This is a genomic window from Microbulbifer taiwanensis (genome assembly GCF_014904815.1).
Classification (GTDB): Bacteria; Pseudomonadota; Gammaproteobacteria; order Pseudomonadales; family Cellvibrionaceae; genus Microbulbifer; species Microbulbifer taiwanensis.
Genome location: NZ_JACZFR010000053.1, coordinates 1 through 16,492, shown reverse-complemented (window position 1 = coordinate 16,492; position 16,492 = coordinate 1). Strand labels below are relative to the sequence as shown.

Genomic DNA, 16,492 nt, shown 5'->3' with positions numbered 1-16,492 from the left:
GCGCCACGGTCGCGGGAGGCGGTGCCCTAGAACTACAAGCTGCGGGACAGTCACGCATCCATCCCTACCAGGGCCTAAGCCAATCCCGTCGCTTGTGCATATGGACGGGTGCCGCACGGCTGCTAAGTGGATCCAACCATTTTTTGCCGACAGCTCGAGTTCGATTTAGACGGGCGGAGAAACAGCCCCCCACCGATGGAGTCCCCTCCCACAGGAATAAGCTCATCAGAGATACATGTCGATAAATATGCTGCGGCCGCAAACAGTCGCGAAATTAGAACGGAAATATCCTAATCGAGACGATGGAAGTTTTCCTCTATTGCGTGCCAAAGGAGCAACTTTTTCCACCCCATTCAAGAACATATTTTATACCGGCGAAATCGGCGAAAGTTACGGCAAACAGTCATCAACAGAATCGATTTTAAGTACGCCTATACCGGGAGTTTTGATACTATTGTCGGCAACAGACCCGCACCGGAGCAACCATTGCTTGGCCGAATAAAATCCCCATGAATACAGCCATCAATCTGACAAGCTGGCACCAGACCATCGCCAGGATTTTCGAAAGCGCATCCGACTCGGAGAGCATCTACGAGCTGTTGAAAGGGGCGGAGGCGCTGGTGCACGGCAACAGCAGCATGGCCATCCTCTACCCGAAAAAATCCAGCCCCCAGGTCACGCACCACCGCCTGCTCGCCAACGAAAAACCCAGCACCCAGGTCGACCGCTATGTAGACGGTGCCTACTTGCTGGACCCCTTCTTCCGCACTGCTATAGACGAAGGCCGCGAGGGCCTCTTCCTGCTGCGGGAAGTCGCACCCGACGCCTTCGAGCAGACGGAATACTTTCGCGTCTACTACCGCGAGGCACACCTCAGTGACGAGGCCTGTTACCTGGTTCAGGGGGAGGACGGCACCGTCGCCAGCCTGTCGATCGGGCGCTCGGAGGACCTCTGCGGAGGGCGTTTTTCCGGCGAGGAAGTCACACTGTTGCGCTCGCTGTTTCCATTGGTAAAAAGCCTACTGCGCAAGTGGATGCAGGACCGCGATACCGCGGAATCAGAATCCTTCGGCAATCGCCTGGACAGCGCCCTGGAGAATTTCGGCACTTCGGTGCTGACAAGACGCGAGTGCGAGGTTCTGCACATGACCATGCGCGGTCACTCGATAAAATCGATGGCGGAGCGGCTGGATGCGAGTGTCGATACCATCAAGACACACCGCAAGCACATCTACACCAAACTCGATATCACCTCCCAATCAGAGCTTTTCTACCTGTTTATCAGCGCCCTGCGCCACCACGCCGAGTCCGATTCGGATCCTCTGATCAGCCTGGAATCCGGCAGCTAGGCAACTCAAGTCCCAGAAGGGCGTACCCCCCACTGGCTCCCCGATCTGCTCCCCCGAAACTTGAATAGGAAGAATAAAAAACCCCGCCTTAAGGCGGGGAAACATGCACAAAAACAAGCGGGTTACTTTTGCGTTACCGGAAAGCCCATTCTCTCCACCATGCGAACCCAGGGCACCCGCCAGCCGCGCTTTTCATCCAGGGTGTCCAGCGCGTACATGGTGATCTTGGCCCCCAGCCAGCGGAATGGCTCCGGCGGGATATAGCTGGGCTGTGAACTGGCAAACTTCAATTTGCGCTCCGGGACATTGCTGTCGTCGAGTATCGCCAGGGCCACCCGGGCACCAAATCGTGTGGCAGTGACACCGAAACCGGAATAGCCCCCCGCGTACAGCATCCTGCCACCGTGGTAGTGCTGGTAGTGCACCGCCATGCGTGTGGTCAGTGCTATGGGACCGCTCCAGGCGTGCGAGAACTTGATATCGCGCAACATCGGAAAAGTGCGGTAGAAATTTTCCACCAGGCGCACATAGGGCGCCGCCGTCTTGTCCTCTTCCGGATCCGTGTTATTGCCAAAGAAATAGCCCAGCCGACCGCCGAACAGAATGCGGTTGTCCGCGGTCAGGCGCATATAGTTCAGCTGGGTGCGGGTATCGTAGATGCCCTGGCGGTTCTGCCAGCCGACCAGTTCCATCTGCTCCGGCGTCAGTGGCTCGGTCACGATGATGCGGTCGCGGATGGCGGCCACGCGCTTGCGGATTTTTTTGCTGCCCTGGGCGAAAGCGTTGGTCGCCAGCAGCACCCTGTCCGCCTGAATAGTGCCCCCGGGCGTCTCCACCTGGATGCCGCCACCCTTTTTGCGGTTGCGCAGCATGGGCGTGTTCTCGAAGATTTTCACCCCCAGTTCCCTGGCCACGCGTTTCAGGCCCCAGGCGAGCTTGGCCGGGTGCACTGTGCCGCTGCGTTTCTTCGACCAGAGGCCGCCGTTGAACAGCGGCGAGTGAATTTCTTTCTGGACTGCGCCCCTGTCCAACAGGTGGGCATCGTGTCCGTAGCGTCGGTAGAGCTTGTATTCCCGCGCTATGTCCTCGACACCTTCCTCGCCGACGGCGACGGTCAACTCACCGCCCCACTCCAGGTCACAGTCGATGCCGTAGCGCTCGATGGTTTCGCGGAAGCCGTCCAGGTTTTCCTTGCCCAACTGTTCCAGACTTTCCATATCCTCCGGGAAGAGGCGCTGCGCATTGGCCAGGCCGTGCATGACCGATGTGGACAGAATGGCCGCTGGGCGCCCGGAGGCGCCGATGGCAATGCTGTTGGCCTCGATCAGAATCACCTGCCGCTGCGGATCTGCCTCCTTTGCCTGCACCGCCGCCCAGAGCCCGGTAAAGCCACCGCCGACGATCAGCAGGCTGCAGTGCGCCTCGCCGCGCAGGGACGGCTCCTCCGCCGGCCGCTGTGGCGAGTCGAGCCAGTAGGGGAAAAAGGTGGTATCCCTCAGCGCCTCGAGTGCCTGCGCCTGGGTCTGTTGGTCACACATGCTTACCTCTTATCAGCATTCTTTTTGTTTCGGTGCAATCAGTAGAAGTTGTACCTGACCGAAATTCCGAAGGTGGTTGGCGCCTGGCGGTAGAAGGAACGGCCGGCAAAGCTGGAAAAGGCATAGGTCTCCCCGTCTTCATCGCCGATATTCTTTATCCAGGCGCTGAGACGCCACTGCTCCGCGGTATCGCTCAGCGCCGCCTCGGCATCCCAGGAGCGCACCGGCCCGGACAGCGCATTGGCGTCCGCCAGCTGTCCGGTCATCTCATCGCTGTGGCTATAGCTGGTCTGCAGGCGCAGGTTCAGGTCGTCGCCGATGGGCAGGTCGTAGGCGGCGAGGCCGTTGTAGCTCCACTCCGGCGACTGGGACAGGGTGGCACCGGCGGGCAGGGGTGCGGCGAGTGCATCCACGAACAACTGGTTCACGCCGTCGGCCCCGTCGTTGACACCGGGGTCGGCCTGGATGCCGCGCATTTCTGCGCTGCCGGGTGCGCGGGTCACTTCGCTGTCGAGATAGGCGAGACCGGCCATCAATGTCAGGTTATCGGTGGGCAGCCACTGCATATCCAGCTCGAAACCCCGGGTTTGGGACTCGGGCACATTGACCAGGGTGGTGTCCGCCACCGGGAACTGCAGGCTGTTGCTGAAGTCATCGACGACAATGGTCACCAGCGACTGGCGGTCGGTGTAATCGAGACTGAAGACGGCGCCGTTCAGCTGCAGGGATGCATCGAACAGGGTCGCCTTGAAACCAGCCTCGTAGGAGAGCACCTTTTCCGGCTCTACATAGGCCCAACTGATATCGTCGAGAATCGCCGCGCCGTAGTAGGCGCCGCCCTTGTAGCTGTTGGCCACATTGGCGTAGAGCAGCAGGTCGTCGTACACCATCCAGTCCAGGCCCAGCTTGCCGGTTACGGCACTTTCGCTGCTGCTGTCGTGAAGTTCGGCGATGGTATCGTTGAAGGAGTAGATATCGTCGTGGTTGCTGGAGACGCCGTCGAAGCTGCGCTTGTCGTTGCTGTAGCGCACACCGGCAATCAGGTTTACGGATTCATTCAGCGCGGTTTCCGTGTGCAGGTAGGCGCCGTAGGATCTGGTCACCTGTTCGTAGTCCGCACTGAGCAGGTCCCAGCCGCGGGCGGACAGGTCCACCGGGTCCAGTACAAAGTTGCTGGCGACAGAGTCGGTGACGAAGAAGGAATCGTCGAAGCGATCGGTCACATCGACCGTGTCTTCGGAAATATTGACACCCGCAATCCAGGTCAATGGGCCATCGCCGGCGCCGACCAGGCGGAACTCCTGTGACCACTGGTCGATGTCGTTGTCCTGGTACAGATCGAGAATGGCGGCGGCGGAACCGCCGTAGTTATCCACGACCTGGCGCCGGTAACTGTCCACGGCGCTGATGGCAATAAAATCGAAATTCTCGAAGCCGTAACTCAGGTTCAGCGATGCCCCGTAGCCGGACTCATCGCGGCCGACATCCAGGTCGCCGACGTTGACCTCGCTGGCATCACTGGCGGAATTGAGCGCGCCGAAGGACGGGTCGCCGAAGGCTTCGCCCAGGCCGCTCACCTGGGGTGATACCGGAGTGGACTTGTCGGAAGTGAAGTAGACTTTGGCGATCGCCTCGCCGTTGCCGGCGAAGGGAAACAGCAGCTGGCCGCGAGCGGCAGTGCGATCGACAGCGCCGAATTCGCGCCCCGTCTCCGCATCCTCCTGCCAGCCGTCCGCCCGGGTGCTTTTCAGGCTCAGGCGGCCGAGCACTTCGCCGGCGATCTCGCCGTTGATCACACCGGTCAACTCACGGCTGTTGTAGTTGCCGATACCGGCATCGACGTAGGCCTCGAATTCGCTGGTGGGTTTGCGGCTGATAAAATTGATCGCACCGCCGGTGGTGTTCTTGCCGTAGAGAGTTCCCTGGGGCCCCTTCAGGACTTCCACCCGCTCTATATCGAACAACTGGCCGCCGAGGAACGCCGGGTTGCTGGCGAAGACCTCGTCGGTGTAGATACCCACACCACTGCTGTTGTTGGGGCTGAAATCATCGAGGCCGATACCGCGGATGGCGAAGATGGGCGTACCGCCGGACGTGGAGTTGACGGTGACCAGGCCGGGCGTGTGCGCGCCGATGTCCACGGCACTGTCGATACCCAGGTTTTCCATCTGCTCGCCGCCAAAGGCGCTGGCGGATACACCGATATCGTTGACAGACTGCTCGCGCTTCTGCGCGGTAACGCTGACCTCCTCGATTTCCGCGGCACCGACGGCACCGGAAAACAGCGCACCGGCAATGGCGGCGGACAGGGATTTTCTATCAAAACAGAGTTGGCGTTTCTCACTCACTGGGCACATGGCTCTTCCCCTAGATGACTTCGTTATTAAATTTATCGTTGAGGGGAATATAAAAACTGAGCCGGAATTCAGCTATCACCTGATAGGGTGAGAAAGTCGAAACTAAATTCGATTTTCTATTTTTGTTTCTACTTTGTTTTGAGAACGCAAAAAATCCCCGCAGCCGACAACGGCTGCGGGACAATCACTTCGACTGATTGGCAATAAATCGAATCAGCAGACTGCGGGAGAAACCGCCCCGTCTTTCTGCCTTTCCGCCCAGGCGATCGCCATTTCGCCCAGCAGCAGGGTCACCACAGAACCGATCAGCACCGGCCACTGGAATCCTTCACCGGGCGTATAGACGAACAGGAAGATACAGGTCGCCAGCACCGCCACACAGAAGAGCGTCAGCGCCAGGGCCACGCCATAGCCTCCGGGCACGGCGAAGGGGCGCGGGCGGGCGCCGTCGACACGGCGCATTTTCAGGAATGCCAGGAACATGCCGATATAGGGCAGCAGGAAGATAACGCCGCTGAAGGCGAACAGGGACCAGAAGAGATCTTCGTTGGCATTTACCAGGAAACCGTACAGCAGCAGGATCAGCGTGCTCGCCAGCCCCATTAAAACGGCGGCGCCCACCGGGGTATTGCGGCTTCGGCTCTTCAGGGCAAAGGCCCGCGGCAGTTCGCCCTCTTCCGCCGCCTCGGCCGCGGCGCGGTTGCCGCCGATGGCCCAGGTCACGCCGTTGGAGAAAAAGGTATAGAGCGCCGCCAGCCCGAGCGCGATGACAAAGGCCTCACCCAGGGTGGAACCGCCGAAAAACAGCTGCAGGGTATCCACCAGACCCTCCACCAGGTCGATATCGCCGGAGGGGATGGCCGCCAGTATCGCGGCGGTGCCAAGGGTGTAGAGGGCGAGAATCACTATGCCGGATACCAGTATCGACAGCGGCACGTCGCGCTGCGGATTGCGCATTTCCTCGCTGCTGGCGCTGATCAGTTCGAAACCGAGCATGCCGTAGATGATCGCCGGAATATACTGCAGGCTGTCGCCCCAGTCGGGCCGGATGCTGTCGAGCGTGATGGGATTGGCGAGGCCATTGTCGGCCGCGTAGAAAAAGGCCCCGACAATGATCGATACAAAGATAACGATCTTGAAGACGGCGCCGATATTCGGCACCCACTTGCCGATATTCAGGGTCACCACATTGGCGGCTACTGCAATCCAGGTCAGCGCTATGCCGATGGCGATCTGCTCGGCGACGCTCATCTGCGGGAAAAACAGCTGCTTGGCTACGCCGGCAAACAGGATAAATATCGCCGGCATCCAGATGGCCACGTTGACCCAGTAGCTCCAGCTGATGCGCGAGGCCCAGCGGCCGCCGAAGGCATCTCGCACCCAGGCGTAGATGCCACCCTGTTGCGGGTAGGTACAACCCAGTTCCGCCGAGACCAGCGCGAAGGGCACGAAGAAAAAGACTCCGAGGAACAACCACCAGAAAATGCTGGAGGTTCCTATGGCGGCGGTGGCGGCCAGTGTGTCCACCAGCAGGATGGCGGAGACAGTAAACAGGATCATGTCCCGCTTGCCGAGGTTTTTGTTGATTGCTGCAAGCTCTGTCACGGTTACCTCCCGCATTGACTATTTTTATAATTCGCTCGTCGCCGATATTTACTGCCGTCGAATCGTCACTGCGCCGGCGCCGCCAGCTGCACCGACTTGATCTCGGTAAATTCCTCCACCCCCTGCTGGGAGAATTCGCGCCCGTTGCCACTCTGCTTGTAGCCGCCGAAGGGCGCGCGGTAATTGAACTCGCCGCCGTTAACGAAACAGAGCCCGGCGCGGATGCGCCGCGCTATGGCCAGCGCGTCCTGTTCGTTGGCGGCGTAGACGCCGGAGGAGAGGCCATAGGGAGAGTCGTTGGCGATGGCCACTGCCTCGTCGATATCGCCATAGGCAATCACGCACAGCACTGGCCCGAAAATTTCCTCGCGGGCGATGCGCATTTCGTTGTGCACACCGGTAAAAACCGTGGGCCTGGCGAAATAACCGGTAGAGAGCCCCTCCGGATTGCCCGGGCCGCCGCACAGCAGGGTCGCGCCCTCTTCGATACCGATGCGGATATAGTCCTGCACCTGCTGCCACTGGCCCTGGGAGGACATGGGACCCATAAAGGCGCCGCCGTCGGTGCCGAGTGTGATCTCCGCCACCCGGTCGAGAATCAGCTCTTCGATTTCTTCGCGCTGTTGCGCCGGTACCAGCATGCGCGTCAGCGCCGTGCAGGTCTGGCCGCTGTTGATCATCACGTCATCGACGCCATAGCGCACCGCCGCAGCCAGATCCGCATTGGCGGTGATGATAAAGGGGGACTTGCCGCCCAGTTCCTGGGTCACCCGCTTGACCATGGGTGCGGCGGCTTTGGCGATTTCCACCCCGGCGCGAGTGGAACCGGTAAAGGACACCATATCCACCAGCGGGTGTTCGCACAGCGCCCTGCCCACCTCTGCGCCGCGACCGGGCACCAGGTTGAAGACCCCTGCGGGCAGGCCAGACTCATGCATGATCTCCGCCATCAGCAGATCCTGCAGGGGCGTCTGTTCTGAGGGCTTGGCCACCATGGTGCAGCCGGCGGCGAGCGCGGCACCCACCTTGCCGACAAACTGGTGCAGGGGATAATTCCAGGGATTGATAAAGGCGCAGACACCCACGGCCTCGCGCCACACCAGGGAGTGGCCCGCCTCGGTGATTTCCTCGGTGATGGCTGTGTGTTCGGCAAACAGGCGCATGGCCTCGATGGGTCCCTCCACCTGCAGCCATTCGGCGATATGTTCCGGGCAGCCCATGCTGGCGGAGATGGCGGCGGTCAGCTCGGCCTTGCGCGCCTCCATGCCGTCGGCGATGCGCAGCAGTAGTGCCCTGCGCTCTTCGCCGGGCGTGCTGGCCCAGCCATCGAAGGCACCTCTGGCCGCGCGCACCGCGCTATCCACATCTTCCGCGGAGCCCCTCGGCACCCGGGCGATACAGGCCTCGGTGGCGGGGTTGATGACTTCGAGCAGCTCGCCACCAGCGGCTGGCTGCCAGCGGCCGTCAATGTAAATCCTGTTATAGTTTTCCATCCTGACTCCGGACCCCATGCCCTCAGACTTCGTGTTCAAGATTTCTCGCTCAAGACCAAACAGTCAAACATTGAACAGGAAGATCAAATTTTAATCAAACCCGAATTTTTATTCAGTATGCTCGATTGGGCAGCGGGTCACTATCACCTCTTCAGGTGATGCCCTGTCGCCCCTCCCCGGCGGAGGCGGCAAATTCGAGCTGCAATTGTCTGGCTGCCGCTTCCAGCGGCGCGCCGCGGCTGCGCAGCCACTCGAGAACCAGGCCGATCACCAGCCGACTGCGCGCGTTGAGTTGTGGACCGCGGGCGCAGGCCAGGTAGAGCGACTGGCCGATGGTGAAGGGCCGCTCGATCACAGTCACCAGGCGCCCCTCCGCCAGGTCCTCGTTCACCTCCAGCCGGTCCGCCAGCGCCAGCCCCATCCCCAGCCGCGCCGCCTCTATGGCCTGGTAGGCGTAGTCGAACCGCATCTCCCCGGCGCCCGGGGCGTACTCCACCCCCTGGCCGGCAAACCAGCTGGGCCACTGCTGCTGGCGGTCGTGCAGCAGCGGCAGCTGCAGCAGGTCCCGCGGCCGACCGACCCGGCGCGACTGCAGCAGCTGCGGGCTGCATACCGGCAGGTAGTGCTCCTCATAGAGCGCCGTGACCCGCAGCTCCGGCGCCTCCGGCTCCCCGAGGCAGATGGCGATATCGATATCGCTGTGCAGGCGCCGCGCCCGCGGCTCTATGGTGGTCAGGCGCAGGCGTATCTCCGGATACCTGGCCTGCAGCTCCCGCAGCAGCCTCAGCATCCAGCTCATGGAAATGGTGGCGGTGGTGGCAATGACCACCTCGCCGCTGAGGCTCTGCGGATCCAGGTATAAAAGCCCCTTCTCCAACTGCGCGAAGGCGCTGCTCACCACCCGGTGCAGGCGGCGGCCGGCGGCGGTCAGCGCCAGGCGGTTGCCACTGCGCTCAAACAGGGGTGTGCCCAGGCGCCCCTCCAGCTCGCGGATCTGGCGGCTCAGCGCCGGGTGCGACACATGCAGCTCCTCCGCCGCGCGGCGCAGGTGGCAGTGGCGCCCCACCGCATAGAAGCTGCGCAGGGAGGTCAGGGACAGGTTTCGGAGTTGTGCGGCCATGGAGCAATCACCATTTGGTATCTAAAAGGCACCAGATCGGCAATTAAAAGTTAATTGTCTATATGAAATCAAACCATAGACTGATCCCAAATCCCCAATAACAAACGGAGCCAGACTGATGACCGCCAGCAGCAACTTAAGTGTGAATGGCCAGCGACTCTGGGACTCGCTGATGGAGATGGCCACCATTGGCGCCACCGACAGGGGCGGCTGCAACCGCCAGGCGCTGACCGACCTGGACAGGGATGGCCGCGATCTCTTTGTGCGCTGGTGCCGCGAGGCCGGCTGCAGCATTGACGTGGACGCCATGGGCAATATCTTCGCCCGTCGCCCGGGCCGCAACCCGGACCTGCCGCCGGTACTGACCGGCTCCCACCTGGACACCCAGCCCACCGGCGGCAAGTTCGATGGTGTCTACGGCGTACTGGCCGGCCTGGAAGTGCTGCGCAGCCTCAACGACGCCGGCGTAGAGACCGAAGCCCCCCTGGAAGTCGCGGTGTGGACCAACGAGGAGGGCGCGCGCTTCTCCCCGGCCATGATCGGCTCCGGCGTCTGGAGCGGCGAATTCGAACTGGACTACGCCTACAGCCGCGAGGACAAGGACGGGCGTAAATTCGGCGACGAACTGGCGCGCATCGGCTACCGCGGCGAGACGCCGGCCAGGGCGCGGCCGCTGACTGCCGCCTTCGAGGTGCATATCGAGCAGGGCCCCATCCTGGAGCAGGAGCAGAAGCAGATAGGCGTGCTCAATGGTGTACAGGGCATGCACTGGTACGACCTGACCCTGACCGGCCAACCCTGCCACGCCGGCCCCAGCCCGATGACCGGCCGCCGCGATCCCTTTATGGGACTGCACCGCATTCTCGAGCAGCTCTACCGCCTGGCGGAAAGCCACGGTCCCTGGGCGCGGGTCACCTTCGGCGATATCCGCGTCGAGCCGGGCAGCCGCAACACCGTGCCCGAGTCCCTGACCCTGGCGGTGGACCTGCGTCACCCGGAGCAGCCGGTGCTGGACGCCATGGACCGCAGCTTCCGCGAAATCGCCGCGGCCGCCGCCGACGAGGCGCGGCTGGAACACTCAATCCGCGACGAGTGGCGCTCGCCGGCGGTGGCCTTCGCGCCCCAGTGCGTGGCCGCGGTGCGCGAATCGGTGGCGGAGCTCGGCTACAGCAATATGGAGATGTTCTCCGGCGCCGGCCACGACTCCGTGTATATCTCCCGCGTGGCCCCGACCAGCATGATCTTCGTGCCCTGCGAGAAGGGCCTGTCCCACAACGAGGCGGAGAACGCCGAGCCGGCGGACCTGGAGGCCGGGGCCAATGTGCTGTTGCACGCGATGCTGAAGATGGCCGCAAGCACCTGATTACAGAGGTTGTTGTTTAGATAGAACTGAGACGCGAAGCCCCTGATGTGGGGATCTGGTTGCGGGACTGTTGGCGAGAGGGACCTCGCCGACAAGCCTACAGGGATGTATTCACGGCGTGTCCCGCAACCAGATCCCCACAGCAGGGGCGCCCGGGACCCGACTCGGAGCCCGGATCACCCAACTCAATTTCCAGAATTAAAATTCGAGAAGCACCATGAGCAAATTCACTTTCAAACACCGCAAAGACGGCGGCAACACCCCGGCCCTGCAGCGCTGGGGTATCGATTCCGAGTACGGCGTGCTCACCGACCTGCTGGTGGGTCCCATCGATCACTACACCTGGCAGACAGGCAACGCCGCCGCGCGCCGCTCCCTGCGCCTGGGGCGCCAGTTCGACTTCGATGTGGCCCGCCGCCAGCACAGCGAGATGCTCGACGCCTATCGCGAGGCCGGCGTCACCACCCACCTGCTGCCGGCAGACGAGAATCTGCCCTACCAGCTCTACGCCCGCGACTCCAGCGTGATGACCCCCTGGGGACCGATAGTGACCCAAATGTACAGCCCCTGGCGCCGCGGCGAATGGCTCGACGTGCTGAAAACCTACCGCGCACTGGATATCCCCATCTACGACGTCATCACCGCCGGCAGCCTCGAAGGCGGCGACTTTATGGTGCTGGAGCCGGGCGTGATCCTGTGCGGCTACTCCGGCGAACGCACCTCACCCCAGGGCTTCGCGCAGATGAAGCAGTGGATAGAGGCCGAGGGCTGGGAGGTGAAGGGCTACCAGTTCGACCCTTATTTCCTGCACCTGGACGTACTGGTGGCGGCACTGGCAGAAAAGCTGGTGGCGGTGTGCGTGGACGCGGTCGAACCGGAACTGATGCAGTGGTTCAAATCCCGCAACTTCGAGATTATCGATATCTCCTACCCGCAGGTGATGGAACTGGGAGTCAATGTGGTTGCACTGGGCGACGAGCGGGTGATGCTGCCCTCGGACAACACCGAACTGAAACAGAAGTGCCTGGCGCAGGGCCTCAAGGTGATAGATCCGGACATCTCCATGATCACCGCCGGCGGCGGCGGCGTGCACTGCATGTGCCAGCCGCTGGCCAGACAGGCGGTTTAACGGCTGCCGGCCGGGCGGCAGTGCGCCCGGCCTGTCACTTCTGTTCCAGGCTCCAGTTATACAGCGCCTTCTTGTTTACGCCGGTGATCTCCGCCGCCAGCGCCGCCGCCCTCTTCGGCGGCAGCTCCGCCAGCAACAGTTTCATGATCCGCTCGGCCTCTGGATTCAGCTCCGAGTCGCGCCGGCGCTCGGCGCCGCGCACCAGCAGCACTATCTCGCCGCGCTGCTGATTGCTGTCCGCCCGCACCCATTCCGCCAGCTCCTTCAACGGTGCCAGGTGAAAGGTCTCGAAGGCCTTGGAAACCTCTCGGGCGATCACCGCCTCGCGCTCGCCGCCAAACACCAACCCCATCGCATCCAGGGTGTCCGCCACCCGGTGCGGGGCCTCGTAGAACACCAGGGTGCGGGTATCGCCCGCCAGTTCTCGCAGGGCCCTCTCTCTCTGGCCCGGCTTGGCCGGCAGGAAACCCTCGAAGCTGAAACGGTCGCTGGGCAGGCCGGCGGCACTCAGCGCGGCGACAAAGGCGCAGGGGCCGGGAATCGGCACCACACGGAAGCCGCGCTCGCGCGCCTCGCGCACCAGCCGGTAGCCGGGATCGGAAATCAGCGGCGTGCCCGCATCCGAGATGAGCGCGACCGTCTGCCCCTGCTCCAGCCGCTGCAGTATCTGCCCGGTGCGCTTGTCATCCGAGTGATCGTGGTACGCCATCAGCGGCGTATCGATATTGAAATGGGAGAAAAGCCTCTGACTGTGACGTGTGTCCTCTGCCGCAACCAGATCGGCGCATTGTAGAACTTCGACGGCTCGCGGTACCATATCCGCCAGATTACCAATCGGCGTGGCGACGATATAAAGCAGCGCCTGATCCGGCCCCATAATTCACTCCAGATAAGTATTGCGTGAGAAGAATATGACCGCCCCCGGCGCATCCCATCCAGTCTCCAAGATTACCGCCAGGATCGCCGCCAGCGCGCTGGCCCTGGCCCTGGCCGCCTGCCAGACGCAGGCCCCCAGGCCGGGCGCGCAGCTGCCGGTGGACTCAGGCGCTTCCGCCAACCGCAGCGCCGCCGTACAGCTGCTGCACAGCGCCGAGACACTGCCGGCGCCGGAGCGGGACAGGCAGCGCCTGCAGGCGGCGGCCATTCTATACGAGCTGGGAGACAAAGAGACCGCAAAAGAGGCCGTGGTCAATATTGCCCCGGAACAGCTGGACGATCCCCTCTACGCCCAGTACGCCCGGGTATACGGTGGCCTGCTGGCCGCCGAGGACGAGTTCTTCCGCGCCCTGGACCTGGTTGCGGCCCCGCGCCTCGACCAGGTGTGGACGCAACTGCCACAGGCTACCGCTCTGCCCCTGCGCGACCTGCGCGCCGACCTCTGGGGCCTGCTGGGCGACCTGGACAGCGCCATCGCCGAGCGCCGCCAGATCGCCGCGCTGGCGCGCAGCGACGAGGCCATTGCCGACAACAACGACGGCTTCTGGCAGCTGCTGACCCAGCTGCCCTCCAGCGAACTGCAGCTGCGCGCAGACGAGAGCAGCGACCCGCAGATGCGCGGATGGTACCAGCTGGCCCTGCTCGGCCGCGACACCCAGACAGATATCAGCTCCCAACTCACCGCCCTGAGCCGCTGGCGCCAGCAGTGGCCGGGCCACAGCGCCAGCAGCCACCCGCCGCAGGCGCTGCGGCTGCTGGAACAACTCGCCTCCCAGCGCGCCGATCGCATAGCGCTGCTGCTGCCGCTGTCCGGCCCACTGGGCAGCGCCGGCCGCGCCATCCGCGACGGCTTTATGGCCGCCCACTACACGGCCCTGACAGCTGGCGCCCCCACCCCGCAGATAGAGATCTTCGACACCGGCACCGAACAGCCGTTTGAAGAAATCTACCAGGCGGCGGTCGACGCCGGTGCCCAGGCCATCGTCGGCCCGCTGGACAAGCGCAAGGTGGCCAACCTGCTGGCCACCGAAAAGCTGCCGGTGCCGACCCTGGCCCTGAACTATGGCGACGAGGGACGCCTGACCGATGACCTGGTGCAATTCGGTCTCGCGATTGAAGACGAGGCCCGCCAGGTGGCTCAACACGCCTATCGCCAGGGCCACCGCCAGGCGATGATCCTCGCCGCCGAGGCCAGCTGGGGACAACGCGGCGCCGAGGCATTCCAGGAGGAGTGGCAGCGCCTGGGTGGCACCGTCAGTATCAGCAGGAATTACCGCAACGGCAGCAACTTCTCCCAGCTGGTCAGCGACGCGCTGCTGATCCCGGACAGCAAAGCGCGCGAGGCTGCGCTGCGCCGCAGGCTGGCGGCACCGCTGGAATTCACCCCGCGCCGCCGCGGCGACGTGGACATGATCTTCCTGACGGCACAGCCGCAGCAGGCGCGCCAGATCAACCCGATGCTGACCTTCTTCTACGCCGGCGACCTGCCCGTCTACGCCACCTCGCAGGTGTTCGACGGCAATATCAATCCGCAGCGCGACCGGGATATCAATGGTATCCGCTTTACTGCGCTGCCCTGGCTGTTCGAGCGCGACAACCAGACCAAGCGCAGCATCGAGAAGCAGGCCTCCCCGGCGCCGGCCTTTGCGCGCCTCTACGCCCTGGGCGCTGACGCCTTCCGCCTCTATCCGCGCATCCCGATGCTGCGCCAGTTTCCGGGGCAGCGGGTGCACGGCCTGACTGGCGCCCTGAGCCTGACCGCCGACGGCCGCATAGTGCGCGAGCAGATGTGGGCGCGCATCGACAAGGGCGCGCCGGTGCCGGTCACCACTGTCGTCGAGCCAGTCCTGCCCCAGGCAGGGGGCGTGGAACTGACCGGGAACAGTGAAACCTTTTAAGCCGCCCGCCGACAGTGTCGGCGCGCAGATGGAGGAGGTCGCGGCGCGTCACCTGCGGGACGCCGGACTGACACTGTTAACGCGCAATTACCGCAGCCGCCGCGGCGAGATAGACCTGATAGCGCGCGACGGCGACACCCTGGTATTCGTCGAGGTGCGCTACCGCCGCAGCAGCCGCTTCGGCTCCGCCGGCGCCAGTGTCGATGCGCGCAAACAACAGAAACTGCTGGCCACCGCGCAGAGTTATTTGCAGCAATACAGGCTGGACTGCCCCTGTCGTTTCGATGTCTTTGCAATAGACGGGGCGGCCGAGGGCGATACACAGAATATCCAGTGGCTCAAAGACGCCTTCGGGACCTGATCCCGAATTCGAAATATTTGCAGGGTGAACTCCGAGTGCGCCCGATAAGGAAAAAATGGAACAGCGAGTCGTAACCCTATTCCACCACAGCCTGGAAGCCACCATGAACGCCGGCGAAGTGCTGGCGCCGCTGATTGCAGAAGCCAGCGAGATGATCGTGCATACGCTGCTGGCGGAAAACAAACTGCTGCTGTGCGGCAACGGCGTCAGCGGCGCCCTGGCGCAAAGCTTCAGTGCCAAGCTGATGGGCGGTTTCCAGCGCGAGCGCCCGGGCCTGCCCGCCATTGCGCTGAACAGCGATGGCATCTCCATCGGCACTGTGGCGCGCAACCACGGCCGCGCCGAATCCTTTGCGCGGCCAGTGCGCGCACTCGGCCAGCCCGGCGACCTGCTGGTGATCGTCAGCAACGACGGCCGCGACTCCAACCTGGTACAGGCCATGCGCGCCGCGCGCGACCGCGACATGGGCATACTGGCACTGACCGGTGGCGACGGCGGTGACTGCGCCGCGCTGCTGGATACCCACGATATTGAACTGCGCGTGCCCTCTGAGGTCGCAGCTGAGGTACACCAGGTACACCTGCTCACTATTTTCTGCCTATGCGACCTGATCGACAGCAGCCTGTTCGGCGGATATGAGGATTGAGTTACGAGGACTGAACCATGAAAAATAATCCAACTCTCAAGAAACGCTTTTTTATCGCCCTGGCCATGTCAACGGCACTGGCCGGCTGCAGCACCGTGCTGGAGGCGACCCACGACGGCCCCATACAACAGGACCCGGGCAAGCGCTCCCTGGGCACCTATATGGATGACCAGAAAATCGAGACCATCACCACCGTCAATATCAACAAGGCACACCCGGACCTGAAAGCGTCCAACCTCAACGTCAACGCCTTCAACGGCGTGGTATTGCTGACCGGCCAGGTAGGGGACAACGACCTGCGCCTGCTCGCCGGGCGCACCGCGCAGCAGGTACAGAATGTGCGCCAGGTCTACAACGAAGTACAGGTGCGCGGCAATGTGTCCTTTCTGGCCAGCAGCAGCGACACCTGGTTGACCACCAAGGTGAAAAGCAATCTACTGGCCAACAAGGAAATCGACAGCGGCCGTATCAAGGTGGTGACTGAGAATGGTGTTGTCTACCTGATGGGACTGCTGACCCGCGCCGAGGCGGAGCGAGCCGCGGATGTGACCCGCGGTATCGGCGGGGTACAGAAGGTGGTCAAGGCGGTTGAATATATCAACTGACCGGAATGCGGAATGCGGAATGCGGAATGCGGAATGCGGAATGCGGAATGCGGAATGCGGAATGCGGAATGCGGAATGCGGAATGCGGAATG

Annotated in this window: 13 protein-coding genes; 7 read left to right on the top strand and 6 right to left on the bottom strand. The window is 62.8% G+C overall.

The window, feature by feature from the left end:
- Nucleotides 1-509: 509 nt before the first annotated feature.
- Nucleotides 510-1,349: a helix-turn-helix transcriptional regulator gene (locus IG627_RS17580; RefSeq protein ID WP_193194056.1), complete on the top strand. Its 840-nt coding sequence runs from the start codon at nt 510-512 to the stop codon at nt 1,347-1,349.
- 122 nt (nt 1,350-1,471) lie between these two features.
- On the opposite strand, the gene IG627_RS17575 is transcribed toward IG627_RS17580, so the two are convergent.
- From IG627_RS17575 to IG627_RS17555, 5 genes are all read right to left on the bottom strand, one after another.
- Nucleotides 1,472-2,887, bottom strand: a complete 1,416-nt coding sequence (locus IG627_RS17575) for an NAD(P)/FAD-dependent oxidoreductase (protein WP_193194054.1) — start codon at nt 2,885-2,887, stop codon at nt 1,472-1,474.
- 38 nt (nt 2,888-2,925) lie between these two features.
- Nucleotides 2,926-5,235 (bottom strand): TonB-dependent receptor, encoded by a 2,310-nt coding sequence (locus tag IG627_RS17570; RefSeq protein ID WP_193194051.1) that lies wholly within the window; start codon nt 5,233-5,235, stop codon nt 2,926-2,928.
- A 222-nt stretch (nt 5,236-5,457) separates the two neighbouring features.
- Nucleotides 5,458-6,849 carry an APC family permease gene (locus tag IG627_RS17565; protein ID WP_319024598.1) on the bottom strand — a complete coding sequence of 464 codons (1,392 nt, stop codon included), beginning with the start codon at nt 6,847-6,849 and terminating at the stop codon, nt 5,458-5,460.
- 65 nt (nt 6,850-6,914) lie between these two features.
- Nucleotides 6,915-8,342 (bottom strand): aldehyde dehydrogenase family protein, encoded by a 1,428-nt coding sequence (locus IG627_RS17560; protein ID WP_193194047.1) that lies wholly within the window; start codon nt 8,340-8,342, stop codon nt 6,915-6,917.
- 151 nt (nt 8,343-8,493) lie between these two features.
- A complete protein-coding gene (locus IG627_RS17555; RefSeq protein ID WP_193194045.1) occupies nt 8,494-9,462 on the bottom strand; it encodes a LysR substrate-binding domain-containing protein in 969 nt (322 codons plus the stop codon).
- A 118-nt stretch (nt 9,463-9,580) separates the two neighbouring features.
- On the opposite strand from IG627_RS17555, the gene IG627_RS17550 reads away from it, so the two are divergent.
- Nucleotides 9,581-10,825 (top strand): Zn-dependent hydrolase, encoded by a 1,245-nt coding sequence (locus IG627_RS17550; protein WP_193194043.1) that lies wholly within the window; start codon nt 9,581-9,583, stop codon nt 10,823-10,825.
- Nucleotides 10,826-11,042: 217 nt separating this feature from the next.
- Complete coding sequence (locus tag IG627_RS17545) at nt 11,043-11,954, top strand: dimethylarginine dimethylaminohydrolase family protein (RefSeq protein WP_193194041.1); 912 nt, start codon at nt 11,043-11,045, stop codon at nt 11,952-11,954.
- A gap of 34 nt (nt 11,955-11,988) precedes the next feature.
- Here IG627_RS17545 and rsmI read toward each other — a convergent pair whose 3' ends face one another.
- Nucleotides 11,989-12,831: a 16S rRNA (cytidine(1402)-2'-O)-methyltransferase gene (gene rsmI / locus IG627_RS17540; protein ID WP_193194039.1), complete on the bottom strand. Its 843-nt coding sequence runs from the start codon at nt 12,829-12,831 to the stop codon at nt 11,989-11,991.
- A 34-nt stretch (nt 12,832-12,865) separates the two neighbouring features.
- Here rsmI and IG627_RS17535 point away from each other — a divergent pair, with 34 nt between their 5' ends.
- The 4 genes from IG627_RS17535 to IG627_RS17520 are packed head-to-tail and all read left to right on the top strand — an operon-like array spanning nt 12,866 to nt 16,400.
- Nucleotides 12,866-14,788, top strand: a complete 1,923-nt coding sequence (locus IG627_RS17535; protein ID WP_193194037.1) for a penicillin-binding protein activator — start codon at nt 12,866-12,868, stop codon at nt 14,786-14,788.
- On the top strand, nt 14,775-15,149 hold the full coding sequence (locus IG627_RS17530; protein ID WP_319024597.1) for a YraN family protein: 375 nt from the start codon (nt 14,775-14,777) through the stop codon (nt 15,147-15,149). The genes IG627_RS17535 and IG627_RS17530 overlap by 14 nt, the downstream gene beginning before the upstream one ends.
- A 55-nt stretch (nt 15,150-15,204) precedes the next feature.
- Complete coding sequence (locus IG627_RS17525) at nt 15,205-15,795, top strand: SIS domain-containing protein (RefSeq protein ID WP_193194035.1); 591 nt, start codon at nt 15,205-15,207, stop codon at nt 15,793-15,795.
- Nucleotides 15,796-15,812: 17 nt separating this feature from the next.
- Nucleotides 15,813-16,400, top strand: a complete 588-nt coding sequence (locus IG627_RS17520; RefSeq protein WP_193194033.1) for a BON domain-containing protein — start codon at nt 15,813-15,815, stop codon at nt 16,398-16,400.
- The last annotated feature ends 92 nt before the right edge of the window (nt 16,401-16,492 follow it).

Coding starts and splice junctions, on each gene's coding strand:
- rsmI (WP_193194039.1), bottom strand. CDS start 12,831: ATGGGGCCGGATCAGGCGCTGCTTTATATCGTCGCCACGCCGATTGGT.
- IG627_RS17555 (WP_193194045.1), bottom strand. CDS start 9,462: ATGGCCGCACAACTCCGAAACCTGTCCCTGACCTCCCTGCGCAGCTTC.
- IG627_RS17575 (WP_193194054.1), bottom strand. CDS start 2,887: ATGTGTGACCAACAGACCCAGGCGCAGGCACTCGAGGCGCTGAGGGAT.
- IG627_RS17550 (WP_193194043.1), top strand. CDS start 9,581: ATGACCGCCAGCAGCAACTTAAGTGTGAATGGCCAGCGACTCTGGGAC.
- IG627_RS17535 (WP_193194037.1), top strand. CDS start 12,866: ATGACCGCCCCCGGCGCATCCCATCCAGTCTCCAAGATTACCGCCAGG.
- IG627_RS17560 (WP_193194047.1), bottom strand. CDS start 8,342: ATGGAAAACTATAACAGGATTTACATTGACGGCCGCTGGCAGCCAGCC.
- IG627_RS17580 (WP_193194056.1), top strand. CDS start 510: ATGAATACAGCCATCAATCTGACAAGCTGGCACCAGACCATCGCCAGG.
- IG627_RS17545 (WP_193194041.1), top strand. CDS start 11,043: ATGAGCAAATTCACTTTCAAACACCGCAAAGACGGCGGCAACACCCCG.
- IG627_RS17525 (WP_193194035.1), top strand. CDS start 15,205: ATGGAACAGCGAGTCGTAACCCTATTCCACCACAGCCTGGAAGCCACC.
- IG627_RS17520 (WP_193194033.1), top strand. CDS start 15,813: ATGAAAAATAATCCAACTCTCAAGAAACGCTTTTTTATCGCCCTGGCC.